Below are 24,556 nucleotides of genomic sequence, written 5' to 3'. Positions count from 1 at the left end.
AAAATTAGGCTTCAACCCATTTCCCATCTTGGAAAACCAGGCTCCACTTGGTTTGTTTCCCTTCAGCATTTTCAGAACCAATATATTGCGCCTGATTCTTACGGCTGAATTTCACCAGTGTTGGATTCCCTTCAGGATCTGCATCCGGCGCTTTCAAAATAAACTGATATTTCGGATCAAGCTGTTCAGCTACAGAACGTAGTTCTGCGACTTTCGGTGCACGCGTTTCACGCACTTTCGGGAATTTACTGGCTGCCAGGAATAAACCGGCTGCACCATCACGAAGAACAAAGAAGTCATCGTGTTTGGTTGATCGTAGGTGTTCCATTTTAATTGGATCAACACGTGGAGGCGCAGGCTGACCACTCTTCAACACTTTACGGGTATTGTCACAGCTGGTGCAAGCAAAGTAAGGTCCAAAACGACCCGTCTTAAGCTGCATTTCACCATCACATTTGTCACATGGAATGGTTGGTCCATCGTAACCTTTAATTTTGAACTCACCTTCTTCAAGCTCAAAACCGGCACAGTCCGGATTATTACCACAGACATGCAATTTACGACCACCATCAATCACATAACTGTCCATTGCCGTTTCACAGATCGGGCAACGCTTTTTCGACATCAAATCAGCAGTTTCTGCTGCATCATCGTCAGACAATGCCGCAAGCGACTCAACCGGAGTCAAGTTCAAGGTACCTTTGCAACGCTCTTTTGGCGGCAAGTTATAGCCTGAACACCCCAAGAATACACCCGTTGTACCAGTACGAATCTGCATCGGACGTGAGCATTCAGGACAATGTACCGCTTCAACTTCAACAGGTTGATTACGACGCATGCCGTTTTCACCCTGTGCTGTGGTTAAGCGTTTTTTAAAGTCACCGTAGAAATTATTCAGTAACTCTTTCCAGTTGCGCTCACCCATGGCTACTTTATCGAGCTGACCTTCAAGATCGGCTGTAAAAGCGTAATTCATCAGGTTATTGAAGTTTTCATCGAGACGATCCGTCACGATTTCACCCATCTTCTCGGCAAAGAGACGACGGTTATCAAGCTTCACATAACCACGATCTTGAATGGTTGAAATAATGGCTGCATAGGTGGATGGACGACCAATGCCTTTCTTCTCTAATTCTTTAACCAGTGACGCTTCGGTAAAACGTGCAGGCGGTTTAGTGAAGTGTTGAGAGGGATCAAGTTTCTCAAGATTTAGTACTTCACCCACTTTAACTGCCGGTAGCAAAATATCGTCATCGGCTTTGTTTGCACCGCGAACTTTGGTGAAACCATCAAATACCAAAGTACGACCTTTGGCCTTAAGTTCCACGCCATTGGCATCGACTAAAATGGTTGAAGACAAATATTCTGCCGGTGTCATTTGACACGCGACAAACTGACGCCAAATCAGATCATACAAGCGTTGTGCATCACGATCGACACCGACCAACTGATCACCTTTTAAAGCAACATTGGATGGGCGAATCGCTTCATGGGCTTCTTGCGCACCGGCTTTGTTACCATAACGGTTTGGCTTGGCTGGAAGATATTTATCACCAAACTCAAGTTCAATGTGATTACGAACCATATTGACTGCATCATCACTTAAGAATGTTGAGTCAGTACGCATATAAGTAATAAAACCGGCTTCATACAGACGCTGTGCCATAGTCATGGTTTTCTTTACAGAAAAACCTAAACGGGTACTTGCGGCCTGTTGCAGGGTCGAGGTGATATACGGCGCACTTGGATTAACCTTGGTCGGTTTATCTTCACGCGTGGTCACTTTATATTCAGCATCATTCAGAATTTTTAATAAAGCATCCGTTTGGGCTTTATTTTGCAGTTTTAAGGTTTTACCACCTTGTTTGACTGCTTCTAAACGAATGTCATCTTTTTTAGATTTGGTATCTGCAAAAACCTGCCAGTATTCTTCAGGAATAAAAGCGCGAATCTCACGTTCACGTTCTACCACCAATTTTACTGCAACCGATTGCACACGACCTGCCGATAAACCGCGGGCAATTTTTTCCCACAGTAATGGCGAAATCATAAAGCCCACCACGCGATCCAAGAAACGGCGTGCTTGTTGTGCATTAACCTTATCAAGATCTAAACGTGCTGGCTGTTTAAAGGCTTCTTGAATCGCATTTTTGGTAATTTCGTTAAAGACTACACGTTGATAACGTGAATCATCTCCACCAATCACTTCTTTTAAATGCCAGGCAATCGCTTCCCCTTCACGGTCCATATCCGTTGCGAGGTAGATTTCATCGACTTGCGATGCCAGTTTTTTCAGTTCAGCAACGACATGTTCTTTACCGGGAAGCACTTCATAGTGAGCTTTCCAATCGTGTTCAGGGTCGACGCCCATACGATTAACCAAAGCCGTTTGTGCTTTTTCAGCTTTTTGCTCATCGGTGAGTTTGGCACGTGATACAGGCTTTTTTTCTGTACTTTTAGAACCGCCGGTCGGTAAGTCACGGACATGACCCACGGATGATTTCACAATGTAATCTGAGCCGAGGTATTTATTGATTGTTTTCGCTTTTGCAGGCGACTCCACAATCACTAAGGCACGCTTTTTTGCAGCACTCGGTGATTTTGCTGTGGTGCTTTTGGATGTAGACCGAGGAGCGTTCGCCATAGTTAACCGTTAATCCTGTGTGTTTGGTTTATAAATTAAAGTTCAGCCAAAGACTGTAAATAGGTTTTGATGTCATCTAACTGTGTTGCTCGAAGGTCAGATTCTTCATCCCAATAGAGTCCTACACAGTTTGCCTGCATATCAATAGCATAAATGCCCTTTAATGCAATGGGCAAATCGTTAAACTTATCATCACCCTGCACAAGCTTTAGCTTTTGCTCTTCCACACGCGCACGCATTAAAGGCAGGCGTGCATCTGGAATTAGTACGCTGTAATAGGCCACCATACTGGCACGCTTTTCAGAAGCCATTGGAATTTTTGTCCAATCGGGAGCTGCAACTAAACGTGGGTGCAGTGCCATCTTGCGTGCTTTCTCACGCATGATTCCTAATGCTTTTTCTCGCGGACTGACGCGAAGACCCAGAATCGAGCCCAAAACAAATAGAATGATGAAGCCAATGACCCAAATACCGGTATTTTCCATAGTACAACCTTGTCTATTCCTTTATTAGAGTTGCATAAGCTGAATATAAAACGCAAGTTGCAACGATGAAATTAATTCAAGAACATCTCGTGACTATACAGCACTTCACTGCCATTCCAGTAGATATATCCCTTTTCAATCAACTCCTTAAGCAACAATCTGACATCCGATTTCGGAAACATTTGCTCCAGTAAATCCCGCAAGGCATAAATGTCTTTAGGCTTGTCCGATTTTAATTCGCGTAATTTACGCGCAACAATGACCTGTACAGGATCAATTTTAGAGAAGTTTTTAAATAAATCTTTTTGCGCATGATGAACGGGATCTGAATGCTCCAGTTCTTCATCTGAGGAAGATTCTGTCTGTAGTTGAGCAAAAATTGGGGAACTATTATGTGCCGTTTCTGAAGGCGTTGCTTGCTCTAAATCAAGTTCCATCCATTGTTTTAATAGTTTTTTACGGAAGTTAATTTGCTCATCATAACGTTTCACAATTTTTAGATTAATCAGTAAAGCAATCAGCTGCTGTGCTTGACCTGTTTCAACTTGCAAAATGTTACTGATCGAGTTTTTGAGTTTCTCAATTGAGTTCGGTTTGCCCTTCATTTTACCCAAAGCATCACAATATTTTTTGACCAACAACAGTTCTGGTTTTTGTTTAATGGTTTCAACACTTGGAAGTTTATATTTTGAGTTTGATGATTCCGGCTGAATTTGAATCAAGTGACAGTTCATGTCTGAGGATTGCATCATCTCAATCAGGATTTCACTGCTTGGCATGGCAGAAATGACTTCAATCGTCGTGTCAGGTTCTAACAATGCAATCAATTGTCCCACTATAACCGCATATTCAAATTCTTTGTGATCAACCTCGGCAGTTTCTAAAATCACCACTTGTCCACTACTCACCCAACCTGAAAATTCGGTTAAATCTTCAAGTGAGTATTCAAACTTTCCTTGGCAGTTAAATAAGTAAATTACAGCGTAGCGTTGAATAATCTCACGCAACAGTTGTGCGTTAGGCATATTCTTTTCAAGATCAAGAAGAACGACTTTGTTGGACATAATCTCAATAGACAAGTAAGCAAACTTTAAGCCCGCATTAGAGCGAGCCTGAATAAAAAGGTCAAATCAATTCAGCAAAAAGACCGGTGAAGATTGAATCAATAATGCGGTGGTCGATTGGTCATGGGATCAAAAGCGGCAATTCCATCGGATAAATCGGAAGACTCAATGCGTTGATACAAAAACTGCATTTGTTTTTTCAAATCAGCGATTTCGGCATGTTGCAGAGACACCTGTTCATTTAATTGTTCAACTAAATCATCTAAAAATGTAATTCGCACTTGCAAATCTTCTATGGGTGCGGAAAATGACGCCTGATCATTAAGATTTTTTTGTTTAGTCATTTTAAGTCCTCATTTTGGATTTCAGGAAACAGTATGGCCTATATTACGTTAAGGGATGTCCAACTCGCGTTTGGCGGACCTTCCCTGCTCGACGGCGCGAACTTCAATTTGGAACGCGGTGAACGAGTTTGTTTGATTGGCCGTAACGGTGAAGGTAAGTCTACTTTACTTAAACTCATTGAGGGAAGTTTACTGCCAGATCGTGGTGAAGTTTCTATACAAAATGGCATCACCATTTCCATGCTTGCTCAAGATGTACCCATGGATTCCGGTAAAGTTGCAGATATCGTGGCTGATGGCGCAGGTGAAGCGGCTGCTGTACTGAAAGCCTATCACGAAGCCAGTGATGCTTGCGTACTCGGTGACATGGAAGCCTGCGACCGCATGGGTAACCTACAGCACAAACTCGACCAGCTCGATGGCTGGGCTTTAGAAACCAAAGTAAATTCTATTTTAAGCAAAATGGGTTTAGACCCGGATGCAGATTTAGCCGATTTATCTGGTGGTCGTAAACGTCGTGTTCTATTAGCACGTGCGCTACTTACTCAACCCGATGTACTTTTACTCGACGAACCAACCAACCACTTGGACGTTGAAAGTATTGAATGGTTAGAAAAATTCCTGCTTGATCAAAATAATTTAACCTTATTATTTATTTCGCATGACCGTTCATTTGTTGACAGCATTGCAACGCGTATTGTCGAACTCGATCGCGGTACTTTGCGTAGCTATGAAGGTAACTATTCACGTTACCTTGACCTTAAAGCGCAGCAAATGGAAGCGGAAGAAAAGCAAAATGCGTTGTTTGATAAACGTTTAGCTGAAGAAGAAGTCTGGATTCGCCAAGGGATTAAAGCGCGCCGTACCCGTAATGAAGGTCGTGTACGTGCGCTGAAAGATTTACGTGAAGAATCAAAAGCGCGTCGCTCACAACAAGGCAAGGTCAGCATGGCAACGCAAGAAGCCAATCGTTCTGGTAAGCTGGTCTTTGATATTGAACATTTAAGTGTTGCTTTTGGCGATCAAGAACCGATTATCAAAGATTTCTCTGCCTTGGTGCTTCGTGGCGACCGTATTGGTTTAGTCGGCGACAATGGTGTCGGTAAAACAACACTGATCAAAGCCATTCTGGGTGAGATTGAACATGGCGGTACAGTAAAAACCGGTACCCAGCTTGAAGTGGCTTATTTCGACCAATTACGTAATGCACTTGATTTAGAGAAATCGGTTAAAGATAACGTTTCTGAAGGTTCGGACTTTGTCGATGTCAACGGTGGCCGTCGTCATATCTACAGTTATCTTCAAGATTTCCTGTTCTCACCTGAACGTGCGCGTACGCCAGTCAAAGCATTGTCTGGTGGTGAACGCAACCGAATTCTGTTGGCAAAACTGTTACTTAAACCATCGAATCTAATTGTCATGGATGAGCCAACCAATGACTTGGATATGGTGACCCTCGAGCTATTGGAAGAAATGCTCGGTGGTTATAAAGGTACCTTGTTATTAATCTCGCATGACCGTGCCTTCATGGACAATGTGGTCACGTCGACTTGGGTGTTTGATGGTAAAGGCAACATTGATGAATATATCGGTGGTTATCAGGACTATCTGGAACAACGCCCTGACCAAACTGTTGTCGATCAGAAAAGTGATGTAAAAAAAGCCCTTGCTAAAGCGGAAGCAGCTGCGCCGAAAAAAGTAAAGTTGAGCTATAAAGATCAGCGTGCTTTAGAGCAGTTACCGGCTGAAATTGAAGCCTTAGAGAAAGAACAAGCAGAGCTGAATGAGCAGCTTGCAGATGGCTCTTTATTTGTTAAAGATGCCGATGCAGCCGCTCAAGCATCACAACGTTTAGCTGAAATTGACGAGCTATTGCTTGAAAAATTAGAACGTTGGGATGAATTAGAGAACCTGACCCAAGGCAACTAATTTAGCCGCGTTATAAAAGCACCTGTAAAGTATTATGCAGGTGCTTTTTTATTTACAAAATAACTTCATGTTAAACTGCAGATAATTTTTGGTATAAACGGTCATTATGAGTAAAAAGCCAGACTACAAACCGGGTGAGTTTCAATGGTCTTTCCTTCTTCCTAAATATTGGGGCATTTGGATTGGAATCATATTTTTAATGATTCTGGCAATTTTACCGTGGGCCATTCAACACCGTTTAGCCACCTTTATTGGCAATCTGGCATTCAACAAACTGAAATCTCGCCGTAAAACCACAGTACGTAATCTGGAAGTCTGTTTTCCTGAATGGAGAGCTGAACAGGTACAAGCGCATGCACATCAGGTTTTTGTCGACCAAATGATCGGGATTTTTGAAACTTTAAATGCGTGGTATTGCCCGCAGTGGTTTAAAGGTCGTGTCAGTATTGAAGGCTTAGAACATCTCCAAAAAGCACAAGCTGAGGGCAAAGGGGTTTTACTGTTAGGCACACATTCAACATTACTCGATGCCGGCGGTTATTTATGTGCTCAATATTTTGAGCCAGATGTGGTCTACCGTCCGCAAAATAATCCGCTGCTGGATATGCTGATCTATCGCTGCCGCGCTACCATTTATGCCAATCAAATTGACCATGATGATATGCGTGGCTTGATTCGTCATTTAAAAAATGGGCGTGCGATTTGGTACAGTCCCGACCAGGACTATGGCCTCAAACAAGGCGTGATGGCACCCTTTTTTGGTGTACCTGCCGCAACCGTAACTGCACATCGTCGTTTAATTAAAATGTCAAAAGCTGTAGCGATTCCGCTATATTTCTACCGTGATGGCGATATTGCCAATCCTGAATACAAAGTCTTAATTGAAGCACAGGTAGAAAATCTACCCAGCGAAGATGAAGTCGATGATGCCACTCGCGTCAACAAGATCATTGAAAATCAGCTGCGGATTGCACCCACTCAATATATGTGGTTTCACCGTCGCTTTAAAACTCGCCCTGAAGGCTATGACAAGATTTATTAATCAACCCCACCCTTTAAAATAATGAAGATAACACCTATGAAAATTATGCAGCTTCTTCCTGAATTGAACAGTGGTGGTGTTGAACGCGGCACACTGGAAATTGCACGTGCGCTTGTTGCAGATGGTCACGAATCTTTGGTGGTTTCAAATGGTGGACGTCTGGTTGCTCAACTTGAAGCGGAAGGTTCACAACATCTCAATTTAGCGATTCATAAAAAATCTTTATCCAGTCTTTGGCAAATACGCCCTTTGCGTGATTTGATTGAACAGCACCAACCCGACATTCTGCATGTTCGTTCACGCGTACCTGCATGGCTGACTCATTTTGCCTTAAAGGGAATACCGGCGCATAAACGCCCACATCTCATTTCAACAGTGCACGGCTTTTATTCAACCAATCGTTATAGTGCCATTATGACGCAAGCGGAAAAAGTCATTGCCGTTTCTGACAGTGTGGTGAAATACATTACCGAGCATTATAAAAACTGTCCGCCTGAAAATATCGTGCGCATTTATCGCGGCATTTCGCCTCAAGAGTTTCCTCACGGTTATCAACCTTCTGCACAGTGGATCAATCAAACCTTTAAAGATTTCCCTCAACTGGAAAACAAGTTTTTAGTCTGCCTTCCCGGACGTATTACCCGTTTAAAAGGCCATGAAACTTTAATTGAATTAATGGAACAACTGCAAAGCCAGTATCCAAATCTGCATGCTGTAGTAGTGGGTGGAGCTGACCCGAAAAAAGCTGCTTATTTAAAAGAAATGCAGGACAACATTCAAAGCAAAGGTCTCAGCGACAAAATCACTTTTGTCGGTCATCGTTCCGATATTCGTGAGTGGCTGGCATTTAGTGATGTCGTTCTTTCTCTTTCAAATCAGGCGGAAACTTTTGGTCGTACGGCATTAGAAGCATTATCGGTGGGTACACCCGTGATTGGCTGGAATCGGGGTGGTGTTGCAGAAATTCTGTCTAATGTTTATCCGCAAGGTTTAATTGATGTTGATGATCAATCCGCACTATTAAATGCCGTAAAGCAGCATATTGATCAGCCTCAAGCAGTAAAACCTGTTGAAATGTTTAGTCTAAAAGAGATGTGTGATCAGACCATTGCTTTATATAAACAGGTATTAAGTTCTGATTAAGTGTGTTTAGCCCAGTCTATTGATGACACTTCTGATCTACACAAATCAGGCTGGGTTAAAAATACAGATTTAGATTAATGATCTAAAATCATCAATATTCTGTGCCTGCATAAATCCACATCGGCTCAGTCTATCCTGCTCGAACAAAACCTATTGATTCATATAGTTTTAAATTCTTGAAATTTAGATAAATACATAGCTGAATTTTATTTTTAGGATCTTCTATAAAAGCATAACCCGAGTTCTGCATCCTGCAAAACTCGGGTATATAAGGTTGTGCTTTTCAAATCATATTTTTATTATATTCGTGCTATCCATTGCTGCATCATATCCATGATGACTTACCATCAGCCCAACATCGTCTTCCATAATGGGATTTTCCTTTCCCCACTCCTTGGCTGATGAGTCTAGATTAAACAGAAATGGAAAAAAGAACTATTCGCAATTAACCTAAATCAATGTAAGCCATTTCGTACACTTTTCCTTTAATTGCCTTAAGGTACTTTCGGGTCATTTTTATAGTCCTGTACAATTTCATCAGTCACTAATTTTTCTTCTTTTTCTGCTTTTTCAATGCCTTCCTGAATAGCTTCGTGTGCTTCCTGTTCATCTGCATCGGTTTGTTCCAACTCATCTTGGACTTGCTCAAAAACACGACTGGTTTGCAAGACGACATACACTGGAAAATGATCCGATCCAATATGAGGTAAACGCTGCATTTTTACCAAAGCAAAATCGGTACTATGAAAGATATGATCCAGTGACCAGCGCAACAATGGATAATCTGCATGGAACGTATTGACGAAATGCCGCCCTACTCGTGGGTCCAACAGTCCGCTAATCCGCTGAAATAACCGTGTTGTGCGTGACCATGCCACATCATTCAAATCTCCCATCACAATACAGCTTTCATCCAAATCTTTAATTTGATCTCCGACAATTAACAGCTCGGCATCGCGGAGTGTGGAATCTTTGGCTTCTGTTGGGCTAGGCGGTTTAGGGTGCAAGCAATAGAGTTGTACAGGTTGGCCTGAAGGTAAAATCACCGTGGTATGAATAGAAGGAATTTCATCACTTAAAATGAATTTGACTTCGGTATCTTTCAACTCAAGATGGCTATACAGATGCATGCCATACAAATTATCCAACGGTACCGGCACACGATAGGGATAATCTTTTTCAATCACTGCAAGTGCATTTTGCCAGATTTGATCTGATTCTAATGTTAGGATCAAATCAGGTTGATGTTTTTGAATCTGCTCAATCAACAAGTGGTATTTATCATTTTTAGTCAATACATTGCAAACAATCAAAGAGATTTGCTTCTCTGGATTGAGCTGATTCTTGCGAACTTTTTTGACCTGCTTTTTCCAGATAAAAGTATAAGGCAGCACCATTTTAAGTTGATAAGCCAGCGCCGCAATCAACGCAACCAAGATAATTTGACGCCATAAATCCCAGGGCTGATCCCAGACCAATAACAGGACAAAAGCAATCAGTCCCAAAACTAAAATTTGCAAGCGTGGAAAATCAGCACCTCGAATCCACCATTCATCTCGTGGAATCAATGACCAAAATGTCAGCCATATGACAAAAACTGAAATTAACTCCACCCAAATCATAAGCATCTGCTCTTTGATAGCTTCTAGTTTTTCTATGATGAAATAACTTTATCAATTTTGTATGTAACATAAACAAGATATTTCGCTCAATAATATTGATGTTTTCATTGTGTAGTACTTGCAGTTGTGGGCGCTTTTGATACACTCAAGCCCCCTTTTATTTTTTTACGCACCGAGGCAAAGTGACATGAAAGTAGGTCTGGTCGGTTGGCGCGGGATGGTTGGTTCTGTCCTCATGCAACGTATGGTTGAAGAGAATGATTTTGCTCATTTTGAGCCATTCTATTTTTCTACCAGTAATGCCGGTGGTGAAGCCCCTGCGTTTGGTGGTAAGACTGCCCCAGCACTTATGGATGCATCAGACATTAGCAGTCTGAAGCAAATGGATGTCATTATTACCTGCCAAGGTGGTGACTACACTTCTGAAGTTTTCCCGAAACTCAAAGCGGAAAACTGGAACGGTTACTGGATTGATGCGGCATCTACCCTGCGTATGGAGGATGAAGCCATCATCGTACTTGATCCAGTCAACATGAACGTGATTAAAGATGGTTTAGTCAATGGTACTAAAACATTTGTGGGCGGTAACTGTACCGTTTCATTGATGTTGATGAGCATGGGCGCGCTTTACCAAAACAATCTGGTCGAGTGGATGACTGCAATGACGTATCAGGCAGCATCAGGTGCGGGTGCACAAAACATGCGTGAACTGATCACAGGTATGGGTTATTTATATAACAATACCAAAGACCTGTTAGATGACCCACGTTCACCAATTCTAGATATTGACTCTAAAATTGCATCTTTACAACGTGGCGAAGGCTTCCCTGCTGCCAACTTCGGTGTGCCTTTAGCCGGTTCTTTGATTCCATATATCGACAAACAGCTCGACAATGGTCAATCAAAAGAAGAGTGGAAAGCGCAAGTTGAAACCAACAAGATTCTAGGCAACCAACAAATCGTGCCAATTGATGGTCACTGCGTGCGTATTGGCGCCATGCGTTGTCACTCTCAAGCTTTAACTTTGAAGCTTAAGAAAGACGTACCTTTGGATGAGATTGAAGACATGATTCGTCAATCTAACCCATGGGCGAAAGTGGTTCCAAATACCCGTGAAGCATCAATGACTGACCTGACTCCTGTAGCCGTTACCGGTACATTGTCTGTTCCTGTCGGTCGTTTGCGTAAATTAAACATGGGTAAAGAATACCTGGGCGCGTTCACTGTCGGTGACCAGTTGCTTTGGGGTGCTGCAGAGCCTTTACGTCGTATGCTTCGCATCTTAATTGAATATAAAAATGCTTAATTTCCAAAGTTAAGAAAATAAAAAGTCGGTCACAATTGATCGGCTTTTTTTATGTATCCTTTATGTTACTATTTTACAATTCTTCAACATCTCGTTAATCTACAACTTTCGCAATGCGATACAAGACCGAGCTAAAAATTAAGATGACCGCATATAACAAATTAAAGATTGCCATTTTAGCCATTATCGCTTCACAACCTATTTATGCGATTACTATTGATCCTATTCAAATCCAGTCTGCACCGGGCGAATTACTCTATGCAGAAATGAATTTCCGCCAAGCTGATCCTAATTCACAAATACAAGCTAGTTTGGCAAGTACAGCAGACATCTCCACTTTAGGGGTTGCCCATCAACCCCCTGGACATCTTAATTTTTTTACCCGTCGTGATGGCTCGGGTAATGGCGTGATTACCATTACCTCTTCACGTCCTTTAACCGAAGCTGAACTGAATATTATTATTAAAATTCAGGAAGGCAATGCGACACGTTTACAGCATATCAAGACACCACTGAAACGTAGCCAGACAAATGTTCAGGCACGTATTGCAAGCAATGAAAAACCTTTAACGCCTATCACCATTGTCAGTGAAAAAGATATTGCCTTGCACTTGCCTGAAAGTACTCAATATCAGGTTGCAAAAGCACAACCAGCGGCGGGTCAATCTTTTGAAGCCCCATTAATGGTACAAAAAGCAGCGCCACCTCGCTTAAATGCCATAACTACAGCACCTGTAGTCATTTCAGCAATGAGTATGCCGTCAGCACAAGCCAATGAAACTGCTGTAGCTGAAGTAAAAACATCAACACCAGAACAAGTCACGACAAAAAATCAGATCAAAGACAATTCTCTTGCATCGAACAAAACGATGTCCAATACAAGTTTTTCTGTAGACCCATTAGTGAAAAAATATGCAGAATCACCAACTCAAAAAGTAGCCGAAAATAAAATAGCGAATAAACCAGCAGAACAAGCTACTGCAAAAACTAAACCAGAAGTGCCTGTACCTACTCCTAAGCAATCCAAACAACAAAATGAGCCTGTAGCTACCGCACAAACCACCAAGCATGTGGTGCAATCTAATGAATCACTTTGGGCGATCGCATCACGGGTCGCAACTGAGCAAAATCGCCCGATCGGCGAGGTCATGAAACAGATCAAAGCGAATAATGAACACGCCTTTATTCAAGGTGATGTGAATCGCTTACGTCGTGGTGCAGCATTAAATTTAAACACCACCAATAGTCCAAAAGAAGACAAAAAAGTCAGTGTTTCGAATGTAGCAAAAACACCGTCTAACCAATCGGGTAAAGCCAAATACCGACTCAATCAAGCGGAGATGAGTCTGGTTGCAGAGAAAGAACAAGATTCAGCCAGCGGTTCTGCTAAAAAGAACACAGAAAAAAATCAAACATCGAACGAGTTGTCATTAAAAGTTATGACATCGCGTAAAAAAACCGTTAAATTACAGAGAAACGTAACACAGTTAGAATTGGCATTGCGTCACAAGGATCACAGAATTCAATTATTAAATACTCGTCTTGCTCAATTGCAACAACAATTGAAAGCACAACAAGTAGAGAAAAAGCCAACACACTAAGGTGTTATACAATTTGATTTTTTGGATGAGTTAAATTAATTAGAACTCAATCCTGTAAGGGGTAACAACATGCTGCTTTATGTGATTCCGTTTATATTATTATTAGTGATCGCAATTGTATTAAAAAAGCGTGACGCAAATAAACAAGCAGAGCAAACGTCCACATCCAAGGCGAAAGCTAAAAAAGTAAGCTCAACAAAAAAGACACCGCAAAAAACTCAAATTGTGGAAAATACGGGTGTTGAGAAGAAAAAAACCACCCCCTTATCTGCTGATATACGCAATAAAATTGAAGCTTTAATCCGTGAGCGTAACTTTTTCTCTGCTGAAGCACAGATTAATCAGGCATTAAACAAAGACAATTCTCAGCATGAACTGTATTTACTGTTGCTGGATATTCACATCTTACAAAAAGATGAGTTTGCAATTAGCCAACTGATTAACCATCTCCGTTCATTAGAACTGGATGAGATTTTAGAACAAGCGCTTGCTAAAAAAGCAGCCCATGACAAAGAAGCAGAAGGTTCTAAAGATACCATTGAGTTCAAATTAGAATCTTCAGTTCCAGCACCTGCTCATACAGCACCGACTGAACAAAAAAATACTGCTGATTTTGATGCATTAATGAATACTGCTGCACCGTCTGCGACAGCACCTCATCAATCTTTCGACCAATTACAGCAAGAATCGCTTTCGACCAAAACCGAAGCGGTTGAAGAAATTCAGCCCTTAGATTTCAATACCTTTACTTTAGAGACAACAACAAAAGTAGAAGTACCTACCTCTACTGTTGAAGAAATCAAACCTTTAGACTTCAGTACACTCTCTTTAGATCCGAGTCCTGCAGCAGTCGCTCCTAAGCAAGAAGTCACTCCAGTAACAGAAGAAATCAAACCTTTAGATTTCTCTTTTAGTTTAGATACTCCTGTAGCAGAGCAAACAACAACAGCTGATGCAGCTATTTCTGAACCTGTTCTTGATGAGAAACCTGAATTTAATTTTGATTTTTCAGCTACAGAAACTATTGCACCGACTGAAGCAAAAATTGCAGTTGAAGAAACGAAGCCGAGTTTAGATTTAGACTTTAATTTAGAACCAGCAACGACAACTGAACAACAGCCTGTAGAACCCGCTCCAGCAAAAGCTTCAGGTGTGAGTTTTGATATTAGCAATATCAGCTCATCTGCATCTAAAGCAGATCAAAATGATCCATTAATTCAATCTTTCCCTGAACTGATTGAAGTCAATGAAATCAGCCTGAATTTAGATCTTGCACAGCAATATATTCAACTCGGTGCTTTTGAATCGGCACGTGAATTATTGGCAGAGCAAGAAACTGACTATACTGCTGAACAACGTCAACAAGCCGATCAGTTACGCAATCAGATAGCTTCTTAAGTTATTTGGCTCTACTATGAAGCAGTCATCATTGACTGCTTTTTTATTATGAAAAAAATAGCTTTAATTTATATGGGTGGAACATTTGGTTGCAGTGGTGAGCCACTGAGTCCCATGCCTGCCGAAAATTTTATCCCCCAGTTACAACGCGTTCTTCCTTTGCATCTTAATATTGAATGTTTTGTTGCACCTAGCATAAAAGACAGCAGTGCCAGTACTGCAACTGACTGGCTGCAATTGATTCAGTTGATTCAGAATTTACAACTTAAAAATTATCAACATTTCATCGTGATCCACGGTACTGATACTCTCAGCTATGCCAGTGCAACACTTGCTCGATTTCTGGGACAATCCGCACATGTAGTACTCACCGGTAGTCAATATCCATTACTGAACGTAAATGGAACCAATACCCGTGAATTTACCGATGCCATCGATAACCTTAATTTTGCCCTCGATGCGGTAGTAACAAGTACTGTCGGTGTGTATTTGGCTTTTCATCATCAGCTTATTCACGCCCAAACGGCGTTAAAACAGCATACGACTGAATTAGACGCATTCGCTGGGTTAAATGCCAAAGAGAACCTAATCACACATCAGCAAAGCTATGTCGTCCATGAACGTGATATTGAGAAGGCACACTCATTTAACTGCTTAAGTTTAATGGTTCAGCCGATCACCATAGAACAACAGATTACAAACTTAAAAAATTTCCAACAACATCCCCCTCATGTTCTGATTTTACAAGGCTTCGGTACAGGGAATCTGGCAGTTAATCAGGAATTCATTGCTACGCTTCATACTATACAAGCACAAGACTGCGCGATTATTCTTACCACCGAAGTGCCTTTTGGCACGATTAACCAACATTATGCCGTGAGCGAATGGATCCAGCATGCCAATATCATCATTAGTGATTGCTTGGGACATGCAGATCTTTATGCAAAAGCACTGAAAATGTATTTACAATACGATAGCGTAGACCAGTGGCATGCTCACTGGCATGATTCAGTGTAAATAGAGGTAAATATGCAACGTTTTGCGGTCGGTATTGAGTTTTCTGGGGTTGAGTATCGAGGATGGCAAACTCAGCAAACTGGTGTGCGTAGCGTACAGGAAACCATTGAAAAAGTACTATCCAAAGTCGCAAATGGACCAATCATGTTACATGGCGCAGGTCGTACCGATGCCGGTGTGCATGCCACCAATATGGTGGCGCATTTTGATACTCATGCCATCCGCAGTATTGATGGCTGGCTGATGGGCTCAAACAGCCAACTCCCTAAAGACATTTCAATACAATGGATTAAAGAAATGGATACGGCATTCCACGCCCGTTTCAAAGCACAAGCACGACGTTATCGTTACGTGGTGTATAACAATCCGGTGCGTCCCGCATTACTCTATAAACAAGTCACCCATGTATATTATCCGCTTGATGCAAACAAGATGATTGAGGCTGCGAAAAAATTTGAAGGCACGCATAACTTTGAAAGCTTTCGTGCATCCTCTTGTCAATCGAATCAGCCTGTCCGTCATGTCAGTCATTGCCGTTTAATCCGTCACGGTTGTTATTTGGTGCTCGATATTCAGGCAGATGGTTTTTTACATCATATGGTGCGCAATATCATGGGATGCTTGCTTGAAATTGGTCAGGGCATGTATGAAATTGACCATATTGACGAAATTTTTGCAGCTGAAGACCGTAAAGCAGCGGGCATCACAGCCCCACCCGATGGGCTTTATTTCATTCAGGCACATTATCCAGAGCAGTTTGATTTACCTAAAGCACCTCTAGGTCCGCATTGGCTGAATATGCCGGAGTGATTTCTTTTAAAAATTTTGACCTCCCCTCACCCCTCCTGGAAGGAGGGGAACTACATCCCTACAAAAATACGGTAATGAAAAATCCCTCCTTTTAGGAGGGACTTAGGGAGGTAGTTTAACGCTGCTTGCGCTTCCGATATTCCACAGGCGTTTCATTGGTCCAGCGCTTAAAGGCACGATAAAAAGTGCTAGGTTCAGAAAAACCGGTTAAATATACAATTCGCTCAACACTTTCCGCCGTATTCGCCAAAAGCTTTTTCGCCAAACGACAGCGATAGTCTGAAAGAATTTGCTGGAAACTGGTATTGGCTTCACTCAGCTGCGTCCGTAAACGGCGCGGTGTAATATTCAAATGCGTTGCAACGGTTTCTAAGGTCGTTTCACCACTTTCTAAAGTTGAACCGATCGCACGGCGAACCTCACCGACCAAATCATAACGTGCAAGTTCTTGCAGCTTTTCAAGCGCCAGTTGCTCATGTAATTGCAATAACTCGGGCTCGGCTTGCCATAATTGATAATCCAGAATGGCAGGATCAAAATACAGACGTGTTTCCTTTTGACCTAAGCTTACCGGACATTCATAAACCCGAAAATATTCCTCGTCAAAAGCGCCCTGACTGAAATTAAAGTCGATATAAATCGGCTGAAAACGACCTTCGGTAATAAATTTAAAGAAGCGTAATACCCCTGACATCGCACATTCAGAAAAATGACGATTGACCAAATTGTCCGACCAAGCGCCCTGTTCACCGTTAGTGAGATAGCAACGATCATCTTCAATAATCAGTTTGGCATGAAATGCATCACTGATCAGTCGTTGATAGGCCAAAGCACGTTTTAACCCTTCACCAAAGTTTTCACTCGAAATAAACAGATGTTCAATCACCTGTCCGCGATATAAAGGTAGGTGTTCACCTAAATGCAAACCAATGTCAGGATCTTTACTCACCTCCTCTGCAGCCACCCAAAAAGCATATTGAGCACTGAGCGGAGTACGATCATTCGTTTCGACCTGATTTAAGGCCACACCAGCTTTTGTTAAAATTTCTTCAGTTGGCAAACCTGCACGACGAATGGCTTGGTAGCCCAATCGCAAAACAACCGATGCATCAGTTAGCTGACCCACGCAAAGACCTTCCTTGTATGTTATTCATTTATACTTAAAAAGATTAATTTTAGATTAACTGCGATTGACCAAACTGACAACAGAACAATGCGCTTTTTTGTAGAAAATATTTAAACCGATGGTTCGCTTATTTAACTGACAGATGATCGGGCAAAGCCGCATTGCGCCTTGTTTTATGCAAAAAAATTGACTATAATTTGCGCCTTTCCAATTTATTCATTCAGGTAGGCTATGGCCAATAAAGAGGAACTCATCGAGTTCGAAGGCGTTGTCACCGAGACGCTTCCTAATACTATGTTCCGTGTACGTTTAGAAAACGGCCATGAAGTGATCGCTCACATCTCTGGTAAAATGCGTAAACACTATATTCGTATTTTAACTGGCGACAGTGTTAAAGTAGAAATGACTCCTTATGATTTGACCAAGGGTCGTATTACTTATCGTGCACGCTAAGTTTTAGCGAAAGCAAAAGCCACTTTAAAAGTGGCTTTTTTTATGGTCTGTCTACTCCGCTACTGACCGTGTATCAAACAACAACGTTCATTGGCACTTTATCCATTTAAAATAAAATTTTATTTAATGGAGAAAGCCATGTCATTTCTTCACTGCATGAGTTTATTTACCGCGCTTTGCTTGTTGTATGGCTGTGCCACTTCTCCAACCACTACAGCACAACAACGTGATGCTTATTTACAACAATTCATTGGGCAGAGCAGTCAAAGTATTCAAGCTAACCTGGATTTGAGCAGTATCGGTTATCAGCAAGTATTGTCGCCTAGCATAGATAACCACACGCTCACTTATACGGTGATTCGTCCCATCAGCATTCCGATGCCCATGGCACAAAATCCTGCTGACATTGATTCTAGCGCAATCCCCATACAAATCACGCCTAGAGCGCAAAGCTATGACGTGAACTTGCAATGCAAAATTGTCTACCGTTTAGAAAATAATATTGCCAAGTCTGTTCACTACACCGGCCGAACTTGCTAAATCAGGTCTAAATATCCATAAAAAAACGCAGCACTTTGGCTGCGTTTTTTAAACCGGATGACTTAGTTCAAGGCTGTCACTACAGCTTGACCCATTTCAACAGTACCGACTTTGTTCATGCCTTCAGACATAATATCTGCTGTACGCAAACCTTGGTCAAGAACATTCCCTACCGCAGCTTCAATCGCTTGTGCTGCAGTTTCTTCACGGAAAGTGTAACGAAGCATCATGGCAACAGAAAGAATCGTTGCAAGCGGATTTGCCAAGTTTTGACCTGCGATGTCTGGTGCCGAACCATGACAAGGTTCATACATACCTTTACCATTTTCATCTAAAGATGCAGATGGCAACATACCAATAGAACCGGTCAACATAGCTGCTTCATCAGACAAAATGTCACCGAACAAGTTAGAAGTTACGATCACATCAAACTGTTTTGGTGCACGTACCAATTGCATTGCAGCATTGTCGACATACATATGTGACAAGTTGATCTCTGGATATTCTGCTTCTTTCATCGCAGTCACTGTTTGTTTCCAAAGTTCAGTCACTTCAAGGACATTGGCTTTATCGACAGAACAGACTTTACCGCCACGAAGACCTGCAAGCTCAAACGCCACTTTAGCAATACGCTTGATTTCAGACTCTGAATAAACGTCAGTGTTAAAACCTTGTTTCTCACCGTTTTCTAATTCACGAATACCACGCGGTTGACCGAAATAGATACCGCCGGTCAATTCACGCACGATCAGAATATCGAGACCCGATACGATTTCTGGTTTTAAGCTCGAAGCATCTGCCAATTGCGGATATAAAATCGCAGGACGCAAGTTAGCAAAAAGATTCAGTTCACTACGTAATTTTAACAGACCGCGTTCCGGGCGAATTGAGCGCTCAATCGTGTCCCATTTAGGACCACCGACTGCACCGAGTAAAATTGCATCGGCTTTTTTTGCCTGCTCAGATGTTTGTTCAGGATATGGCGCACCATGCGCATCAATCGCGGCACCACCCAATAAGCCTTGTTCCCAAGTCAAACCTAAATTGAATTTTTCATTTACGCGTGTGAGTACTTGCTCTGCGGCTTTTACAATTTCAGGGCCGATGCCGTCACCAGCTAAAATCAAAATATGTTTAGACATGAGATTTTCCATTTTTCAGAGTCAGTCATTTGACTGATGTGGATTTTAAATTTTTTTGTTCTACAAACTCGCCTAAGCCATTCAGGACATTATAGGGTTTGCAAAAACGCCGAATCGTTTGTTGTTGTTGAAGTTCCACACACAATGGATCAGGTGCAGAGGCATTCAACAAATTACCTTTATGATGGCTTCGGTCACGATACATCTTAAAGGTATAGTGTTTTTGCGAATTAAAATTGTGAATGACGTGCAGTGTTTCCGCACGATCTTTCGAGATCGGATAGAAACGAATGACTAATTCATGCTGCCCTGGCGGTACAGACAAAAATAAAGGATTAGGCTCATTCAACGACTTGGCTTTTAAACGAACCACCCCTTGTTGAATTGCTTCACGACTTAACCGATGACTTTGGGCATCGACAATGTGAATTTGATCCAAACGCTCAAATTCACATTGTTCCGTCCCAGCACAGAAAATCAACGCATTTAATTCTGTCGATTGTGTTTCCTTCACATGTTTAACACGTACTGTATCAATGCTTTGGCATGCACTTAAGGATGCGACCATAAGACCAAGTACAGCAAGCTGACCGTAAACCTTTGCCACTGTTCGAGCCCCCCTCTCACCAATTAAAGCCAACAAGATATTTTTATGGACTCGATATTAGCAAGAGTTAGCTGCCGATACTACTAGCGCTGAAAATTCAAACAATTAACCGCGAATTTCCTGAAATACCCAAGGACGAGATTGCTTGGTTTTTTCTTCATAAGCACGAATATCATCCGCTGCTTGAAGAGTTAAACCAATATCATCAAATCCATTTAACAAGCAGTGTTTACGGAATGGATCGACTTCAAATTTAAATGCTTCACCACTTGGCGTACGCACTTCTTGTGCTTCCAAGTCGATAGTAAGTTGATAACCTTCAGTTGCAGCACATTCTTTGAAAAGCTGGTCAACAATTTCTTCAGGCAAAATTACCGGCAACATGCCGTTTTTAAAACTATTATTAAAGAAGATGTCTGCATAACTTGGTGCAATCACGGTACGGAAGCCGTATTCATTTAATGCCCATGGCGCATGCTCACGGCTTGAACCACAACCGAAGTTGGCACGTGAAATCAACACCGTCGCACCTTGATAACGCGGTTGGTTCAATACAAAGTCAGGATTGATCGGACGAACCGAATTATCCTGCCCTGGATAGCCTTCATCTAAATAACGCAATTCATCAAACAAGTTTTCACCAAAACCGGTACGCTTGATCGATTTCAAAAACTGTTTTGGAATAATTAAATCTGTATCGACATTGGCACGGTCTAATGGTGCAACGATACCTTGTTCAACGGTATAAGCTTTCATGTTTTGCTCCCCTTAGCCCAATTAGAATGAACGAACATCAACAAAGTGACCGGCGATGGCTGCTGCAGCTGCCATGGCTGGACTCACCAAGTGAGTACGACCGCCATTGCCTTGACGACCTTCGAAGTTACGGTTAGAGGTAGATGCACAGTGTTCACCCGGCTGCAATTTATCGGCATTCATGGCCAAACACATTGAGCAACCTGGTTCACGCCATTCAAAACCAGCTTCTAAAAAGACTTTATCCAAACCTTCAGCTTCAGCCTGCTGTTTAACCAAACCGGAACCCGGAACCACCATCGCCTGTTTAATTGAAGGTGCAACCTTACGCCCTTTAATCACTTCAGCGGCAGCACGAATATCTTCGATACGAGAGTTGGTGCAAGAACCGATAAATACGCGGTCTAACTGAATGTCTGCCAATGCTTGACCGGCATTTAAACCCATATATTGATAAGCACGGGTCCAGTCATTGCGTTGTACGTCGTCTTTGGCCTGTTCTAAAGTCGGTACAGATTCTGAAACAGGAATTACCATTTCAGGCGATGTGCCCCAAGACACTTGTGGCTCAATTTCTTCACCTTGCAACACCACTACAGTGTCAAAATGTGCGCCTTCATCAGAATGTAAAGTATTCCAGTATTCAACAGCTTTATCCCAGTCTTGACCTTTTGGTGCGTAGTTACGACCTTTTACATATTCGATGGTTTTTTCATCAACAGCGACCATACCCACGCGCGCACCGGCTTCAATCGCCATGTTGCACACAGTCATACGACCTTCGATCGACATGTCACGGAACACCTGACCACCGAATTCAATCGCGTGACCTGTACCGCCGGCAGTACCAATTTTACCAATAATCGCTAACACCACATCTTTTGAAGTCACGCCTTGACCCAATTTTCCGTCAACACGTACCAGCATGTTCTTCATTTTCTTTTGAACCAAGCATTGGGTGGCCAATACATGTTCAACTTCTGAAGTGCCAATTCCATGTGCCAAGCAACCAAATGCACCATGAGTCGCCGTATGCGAGTCACCACACACCACGGTCATACCCGGCAAGGTCAAACCTTGTTCAGGACCAACCACGTGCGCAATACCCTGACGAATATCATTGATTTTAAATTCAACGATATTGAAAGCTTCACAGTTATCATCCAAAGTTTGTACCTGGATACGTGAAGTTTCATCTTCAATACCCGCAATCCCTTGATCACGTTCAGCTTTTGATGTCGGCACGTTATGGTCTGGCGTTGCAACATTGGCACTTAAACGCCAAGGTTTGCGACCTGCAAGCTGTAAACCCTCAAAAGCTTGTGGCGACGTTACTTCATGTAATAAATGACGATCGATATAAAGTAAGGCTGAACCATCATCTCGTTGTTTTACTAAATGGTCATCCCACAATTTATCATACAAAGTCTTTGCTTTTTCGGTATTGCCTGCCATGTCGACGCGCTCCATAGAACTGGGTAATGCTTTCATTAACTTCGATTATAACCACGTATTCACATAAATCTAATTTATCATTTTTATTAGTTTGAAAACTTTTTGGAATTAGTTTTTAGAATCTAAAAACCCTTGATTGTTGCAAAATTTCATATCCAAGCGTTCAAACCAACACCCTATTTCCACACAGTTTTATTGAATAACTCAAAGATTAATCATTGCACTATGAGAAACTCAGCTTTCTGTAAAACGAGTGAATCTATACCGCATACCCAACTTTAATTTAGATACACATTGGGTGATTTTCAAAGTTGTAGAGGTCTAATACGTCTCTATTTAGAGGAATGCTCTTTGTGCTCTACCAGTTCCTCAATAGCCTTGATTAATTCAGCCTTGGCCTGATTACACTCAGCAGCGGCTCTATTTTCGTCGCCTTCATCATCTGCGATCTCGTAGATACCCATCCGTTTTTCGACCGCTTCTTCGAAAATATCCAGCAAGTATTTAATATGTTTAATTTCCATTATTTACATCCTTTTAGTAAGCTATCAGTAGCTGATACAGTTCGCTTTCTATTGAAACTCATTAATCATTAAATTCGTAAAACCGATTAAAAATAACTAAATATTCGTTTTTACAGATCAAATAAGATTAATTATCATTTAGCCATACTCCAAGAGAAAGATTGAGGAATCCCCCCATGGCGCATATTCAAAAGTTTGTTGATTACAACCAGAAAACCTTAAAAAAGACCTTCAGCTATTACATCATGCACATCACTATTGCCATGTTGGTGGGCTATTTCGTAACAGGAAATATCTGGATGGCATTAACCCTCAGCTTGCTTGAACCAACGATTCAAGCCATTGCCTTCTTCTTTCACGAAAAAATTTGGGAAAGAAAATCATCAAACATTCAAAAAAGGAAGAATTTTTCGACCTAAGATGCTTAACAAAGCATGGGTTCCAGCTTTCTCCTTTTTCAACAGATCACTCTACTTATATAGGGTGATTTGTTTATTTATACGACTCAAATTCACATCTTTATACATTTTTATGTATAGATTTTTATGATTAGATTCACTTTTAATATAAAAATATTTTATAATTATTGCAATATTGTATAACCAGACTATCACTATGAATCTTGCCGCCTTTGAAGCGTTTGTTAAAGTCATGGAAACCGGCTCTATTTCTATGGCTGCCGATCTGTTGTTTATTACCCAGCCGGCAGTGACCAAACGCATTCATAGTTTAGAAGAATATTTTGGTGTGAAACTTTTTGAATCTGCGGGTCGTGGCGTTCAAGCCACTCATGCCGCGCATTCCTTACTTCCCAAAGTTAAAAACTGGTTAAATGAACTGGGCGATATTCACCACACCCTCAGTCATGAACAAGGGCAAGTTCAGGGCAAACTCAAAATTGGCACCAGTCATCATATTGGTTTGCATCATTTACCTAGCCACTTGCGTCATTATGTTCAGGAATTTCCGAATGTGACTTTGGATGTGCATTTTGTCGATTCAGAACAGGCGCATGAAAAAGTGCTTGCCGGTGACCTGGAACTGGCATTTTTGACGCTTCCTCCTCAAGGCGATGCTCGTCTCAGTTATGTCACCATCTGGAATGATCCTCTGGTTTTTGTGGCAGCGCCTTTTCATCCCCTAGCCAATCAGAAAGATTTGCAACTGGAAGATCTGATTCAATATCCGAGCCTGTTGCCGGCGGCACAAACCTATACCACGCAAATCACCCTGGCAGAGTTTGAAAAGCAAGGTGTTAAACCAAAAATTACCATGAGCAACAATCCGCTTGAATCCATTCGGATGCTGGTCTCGATTGGACTGGGCTGGTCGGTATTGCCCAAGACGCTGGTCAATCATGATTTAAAACAACTAGATATTAACCTGCAGATGAACCGTCAATTGGGCATGGTCTGGCATCCTGGACGCACCCAGTCACGTGCAGTACAAGAACTGGTTGCCATGATGCAAAACCCTCACCTCAGCTAAAATTTGCTTTAGGGCTGCATCTGTCTGGATGCAGCATCTTGTTACTTAAATCCTCAGCAC

The 24,556-nt window shown here is 41.9% G+C and carries 23 protein-coding genes; 12 read left to right on the top strand and 11 right to left on the bottom strand.

All coding sequences use genetic code 11. The features are described from left to right. Nucleotides 1-4: 4 nt before the first annotated feature. The 4 genes from topA to HLH18_RS06825 all read right to left on the bottom strand — a co-directional run bounded on the left by topA (nt 5) and on the right by HLH18_RS06825 (nt 4,537). Nucleotides 5-2,644 carry a type I DNA topoisomerase gene (gene topA / locus HLH18_RS06840; RefSeq protein WP_171546249.1) on the bottom strand — a complete coding sequence of 880 codons (2,640 nt, stop codon included), beginning with the start codon at nt 2,642-2,644 and terminating at the stop codon, nt 5-7. Nucleotides 2,645-2,679: 35 nt separating this feature from the next. Beyond that, entirely contained in the window at nt 2,680-3,129 is a 450-nt protein-coding gene (locus HLH18_RS06835; protein WP_171546248.1) for an ammonium transporter, read from the bottom strand. A 71-nt stretch (nt 3,130-3,200) separates the two neighbouring features. After that, nucleotides 3,201-4,193, bottom strand: a complete 993-nt coding sequence (locus tag HLH18_RS06830) for a hypothetical protein (protein WP_171546346.1) — start codon at nt 4,191-4,193, stop codon at nt 3,201-3,203. A gap of 98 nt (nt 4,194-4,291) precedes the next feature. Continuing rightward, the gene (locus HLH18_RS06825) at nt 4,292-4,537 is read right to left on the bottom strand and encodes a SlyX family protein (protein WP_067722094.1); all 246 of its coding nucleotides are present in this window, start codon (nt 4,535-4,537) and stop codon (nt 4,292-4,294) included. Nucleotides 4,538-4,570: 33 nt separating this feature from the next. Between HLH18_RS06825 and HLH18_RS06820 the strand changes: the two genes are divergently transcribed. The 3 genes from HLH18_RS06820 to HLH18_RS06810 all read left to right on the top strand — a co-directional run bounded on the left by HLH18_RS06820 (nt 4,571) and on the right by HLH18_RS06810 (nt 8,651). Continuing rightward, the gene (locus HLH18_RS06820; RefSeq protein ID WP_171546247.1) at nt 4,571-6,466 is read left to right on the top strand and encodes an ATP-binding cassette domain-containing protein; all 1,896 of its coding nucleotides are present in this window, start codon (nt 4,571-4,573) and stop codon (nt 6,464-6,466) included. 106 nt (nt 6,467-6,572) lie between these two features. Further along, nucleotides 6,573-7,508 carry an LpxL/LpxP family Kdo(2)-lipid IV(A) lauroyl/palmitoleoyl acyltransferase gene (gene lpxL, locus HLH18_RS06815; protein WP_171546246.1) on the top strand — a complete coding sequence of 312 codons (936 nt, stop codon included), beginning with the start codon at nt 6,573-6,575 and terminating at the stop codon, nt 7,506-7,508. Between the two features lie 36 nt (nt 7,509-7,544). Continuing rightward, nucleotides 7,545-8,651 carry a glycosyltransferase family 4 protein gene (locus HLH18_RS06810; protein ID WP_171546245.1) on the top strand — a complete coding sequence of 369 codons (1,107 nt, stop codon included), beginning with the start codon at nt 7,545-7,547 and terminating at the stop codon, nt 8,649-8,651. Nucleotides 8,652-9,145: 494 nt separating this feature from the next. On the opposite strand, the gene HLH18_RS06805 is transcribed toward HLH18_RS06810, so the two are convergent. After that, on the bottom strand, nt 9,146-10,273 hold the full coding sequence (locus HLH18_RS06805) for an endonuclease/exonuclease/phosphatase family protein (protein WP_171546244.1): 1,128 nt from the start codon (nt 10,271-10,273) through the stop codon (nt 9,146-9,148). Nucleotides 10,274-10,460: 187 nt separating this feature from the next. On the opposite strand from HLH18_RS06805, the gene asd reads away from it, so the two are divergent. From asd to truA, 5 genes are all read left to right on the top strand, one after another. Next, nucleotides 10,461-11,579 carry an aspartate-semialdehyde dehydrogenase gene (asd, locus tag HLH18_RS06800; RefSeq protein WP_131287529.1) on the top strand — a complete coding sequence of 373 codons (1,119 nt, stop codon included), beginning with the start codon at nt 10,461-10,463 and terminating at the stop codon, nt 11,577-11,579. Nucleotides 11,580-11,722: 143 nt separating this feature from the next. After that, nucleotides 11,723-13,180, top strand: a complete 1,458-nt coding sequence (locus HLH18_RS06795; protein WP_171546243.1) for a FimV/HubP-related protein — start codon at nt 11,723-11,725, stop codon at nt 13,178-13,180. Between the two features lie 69 nt (nt 13,181-13,249). Continuing rightward, on the top strand, nt 13,250-14,578 hold the full coding sequence (fimV, locus tag HLH18_RS06790) for a T4P machinery localization factor FimV (protein WP_171546242.1): 1,329 nt from the start codon (nt 13,250-13,252) through the stop codon (nt 14,576-14,578). A 48-nt stretch (nt 14,579-14,626) separates the two neighbouring features. Continuing rightward, the gene (locus HLH18_RS06785) at nt 14,627-15,595 is read left to right on the top strand and encodes an asparaginase (RefSeq protein WP_171546241.1); all 969 of its coding nucleotides are present in this window, start codon (nt 14,627-14,629) and stop codon (nt 15,593-15,595) included. 12 nt (nt 15,596-15,607) lie between these two features. Beyond that, entirely contained in the window at nt 15,608-16,405 is a 798-nt protein-coding gene (truA, locus tag HLH18_RS06780) for a tRNA pseudouridine(38-40) synthase TruA (RefSeq protein ID WP_171546240.1), read from the top strand. Nucleotides 16,406-16,520: 115 nt separating this feature from the next. Here the strand turns inward: truA and HLH18_RS06775 are convergent, their stop codons facing one another. Beyond that, the gene (locus tag HLH18_RS06775; RefSeq protein ID WP_067722114.1) at nt 16,521-17,531 is read right to left on the bottom strand and encodes an AraC family transcriptional regulator; all 1,011 of its coding nucleotides are present in this window, start codon (nt 17,529-17,531) and stop codon (nt 16,521-16,523) included. Nucleotides 17,532-17,762: 231 nt separating this feature from the next. Here HLH18_RS06775 and infA point away from each other — a divergent pair, with 231 nt between their 5' ends. Together infA and HLH18_RS06765 are read left to right on the top strand one after the other, a co-directional pair. After that, a complete protein-coding gene (gene infA / locus HLH18_RS06770; protein ID WP_001284370.1) occupies nt 17,763-17,984 on the top strand; it encodes a translation initiation factor IF-1 in 222 nt (73 codons plus the stop codon). Between the two features lie 138 nt (nt 17,985-18,122). Continuing rightward, nucleotides 18,123-18,524, top strand: a complete 402-nt coding sequence (locus tag HLH18_RS06765) for a hypothetical protein (RefSeq protein WP_171546239.1) — start codon at nt 18,123-18,125, stop codon at nt 18,522-18,524. Nucleotides 18,525-18,586: 62 nt separating this feature from the next. Here HLH18_RS06765 and leuB read toward each other — a convergent pair whose 3' ends face one another. From leuB to HLH18_RS06740, 5 genes are all read right to left on the bottom strand, one after another. Beyond that, complete coding sequence (gene leuB, locus HLH18_RS06760) at nt 18,587-19,666, bottom strand: 3-isopropylmalate dehydrogenase (RefSeq protein ID WP_131287551.1); 1,080 nt, start codon at nt 19,664-19,666, stop codon at nt 18,587-18,589. 25 nt (nt 19,667-19,691) lie between these two features. Beyond that, on the bottom strand, nt 19,692-20,234 hold the full coding sequence (locus HLH18_RS06755; RefSeq protein WP_214647298.1) for a hypothetical protein: 543 nt from the start codon (nt 20,232-20,234) through the stop codon (nt 19,692-19,694). Between the two features lie 144 nt (nt 20,235-20,378). Next, nucleotides 20,379-21,029: a 3-isopropylmalate dehydratase small subunit gene (leuD, locus tag HLH18_RS06750; protein WP_171529578.1), complete on the bottom strand. Its 651-nt coding sequence runs from the start codon at nt 21,027-21,029 to the stop codon at nt 20,379-20,381. Nucleotides 21,030-21,050: 21 nt separating this feature from the next. Then, the gene (leuC, locus tag HLH18_RS06745) at nt 21,051-22,484 is read right to left on the bottom strand and encodes a 3-isopropylmalate dehydratase large subunit (protein WP_214647287.1); all 1,434 of its coding nucleotides are present in this window, start codon (nt 22,482-22,484) and stop codon (nt 21,051-21,053) included. A gap of 332 nt (nt 22,485-22,816) precedes the next feature. After that, the gene (locus tag HLH18_RS06740; protein ID WP_171546237.1) at nt 22,817-23,008 is read right to left on the bottom strand and encodes a hypothetical protein; all 192 of its coding nucleotides are present in this window, start codon (nt 23,006-23,008) and stop codon (nt 22,817-22,819) included. A gap of 176 nt (nt 23,009-23,184) precedes the next feature. Between HLH18_RS06740 and HLH18_RS06735 the strand changes: the two genes are divergently transcribed. After that, on the top strand, nt 23,185-23,427 hold the full coding sequence (locus HLH18_RS06735; protein WP_171546236.1) for a DUF2061 domain-containing protein: 243 nt from the start codon (nt 23,185-23,187) through the stop codon (nt 23,425-23,427). Between the two features lie 196 nt (nt 23,428-23,623). Further along, nucleotides 23,624-24,496, top strand: a complete 873-nt coding sequence (locus tag HLH18_RS06730; RefSeq protein WP_171546235.1) for a LysR family transcriptional regulator — start codon at nt 23,624-23,626, stop codon at nt 24,494-24,496. The last annotated feature ends 60 nt before the right edge of the window (nt 24,497-24,556 follow it).

Source organism: Acinetobacter sp. ANC 5414 (assembly GCF_013004295.1).
Taxonomy (GTDB): domain Bacteria; phylum Pseudomonadota; class Gammaproteobacteria; order Pseudomonadales; family Moraxellaceae; genus Acinetobacter.
This window is presented reverse-complemented; position numbering and strand designations above follow the sequence as displayed.

Excerpts from the sequence above, each read along its gene's own strand:
- HLH18_RS06740 (WP_171546237.1), bottom strand. The coding sequence starts at position 23,008 with ATGGAAATTAAACATATTAAATACTTGCTGGATATTTTCGAAGAAGCG.
- HLH18_RS06755 (WP_214647298.1), bottom strand. The coding sequence starts at position 20,234 with ATGGTCGCATCCTTAAGTGCATGCCAAAGCATTGATACAGTACGTGTT.
- HLH18_RS06765 (WP_171546239.1), top strand. The coding sequence starts at position 18,123 with ATGTCATTTCTTCACTGCATGAGTTTATTTACCGCGCTTTGCTTGTTG.
- lpxL (WP_171546246.1), top strand. The coding sequence starts at position 6,573 with ATGAGTAAAAAGCCAGACTACAAACCGGGTGAGTTTCAATGGTCTTTC.
- HLH18_RS06810 (WP_171546245.1), top strand. The coding sequence starts at position 7,545 with ATGAAAATTATGCAGCTTCTTCCTGAATTGAACAGTGGTGGTGTTGAA.
- topA (WP_171546249.1), bottom strand. The coding sequence starts at position 2,644 with ATGGCGAACGCTCCTCGGTCTACATCCAAAAGCACCACAGCAAAATCA.
- HLH18_RS06835 (WP_171546248.1), bottom strand. The coding sequence starts at position 3,129 with ATGGAAAATACCGGTATTTGGGTCATTGGCTTCATCATTCTATTTGTT.
- HLH18_RS06830 (WP_171546346.1), bottom strand. The coding sequence starts at position 4,193 with ATGTCCAACAAAGTCGTTCTTCTTGATCTTGAAAAGAATATGCCTAAC.
- fimV (WP_171546242.1), top strand. The coding sequence starts at position 13,250 with ATGCTGCTTTATGTGATTCCGTTTATATTATTATTAGTGATCGCAATT.
- infA (WP_001284370.1), top strand. The coding sequence starts at position 17,763 with ATGGCCAATAAAGAGGAACTCATCGAGTTCGAAGGCGTTGTCACCGAG.
- HLH18_RS06730 (WP_171546235.1), top strand. The coding sequence starts at position 23,624 with ATGAATCTTGCCGCCTTTGAAGCGTTTGTTAAAGTCATGGAAACCGGC.
- HLH18_RS06785 (WP_171546241.1), top strand. The coding sequence starts at position 14,627 with ATGAAAAAAATAGCTTTAATTTATATGGGTGGAACATTTGGTTGCAGT.
- HLH18_RS06805 (WP_171546244.1), bottom strand. The coding sequence starts at position 10,273 with ATGATTTGGGTGGAGTTAATTTCAGTTTTTGTCATATGGCTGACATTT.
- HLH18_RS06820 (WP_171546247.1), top strand. The coding sequence starts at position 4,571 with ATGGCCTATATTACGTTAAGGGATGTCCAACTCGCGTTTGGCGGACCT.
- asd (WP_131287529.1), top strand. The coding sequence starts at position 10,461 with ATGAAAGTAGGTCTGGTCGGTTGGCGCGGGATGGTTGGTTCTGTCCTC.
- HLH18_RS06795 (WP_171546243.1), top strand. The coding sequence starts at position 11,723 with ATGACCGCATATAACAAATTAAAGATTGCCATTTTAGCCATTATCGCT.
- HLH18_RS06825 (WP_067722094.1), bottom strand. The coding sequence starts at position 4,537 with ATGACTAAACAAAAAAATCTTAATGATCAGGCGTCATTTTCCGCACCC.
- leuC (WP_214647287.1), bottom strand. The coding sequence starts at position 22,484 with ATGGCAGGCAATACCGAAAAAGCAAAGACTTTGTATGATAAATTGTGG.
- HLH18_RS06735 (WP_171546236.1), top strand. The coding sequence starts at position 23,185 with ATGGCGCATATTCAAAAGTTTGTTGATTACAACCAGAAAACCTTAAAA.
- truA (WP_171546240.1), top strand. The coding sequence starts at position 15,608 with ATGCAACGTTTTGCGGTCGGTATTGAGTTTTCTGGGGTTGAGTATCGA.
- leuD (WP_171529578.1), bottom strand. The coding sequence starts at position 21,029 with ATGAAAGCTTATACCGTTGAACAAGGTATCGTTGCACCATTAGACCGT.
- leuB (WP_131287551.1), bottom strand. The coding sequence starts at position 19,666 with ATGTCTAAACATATTTTGATTTTAGCTGGTGACGGCATCGGCCCTGAA.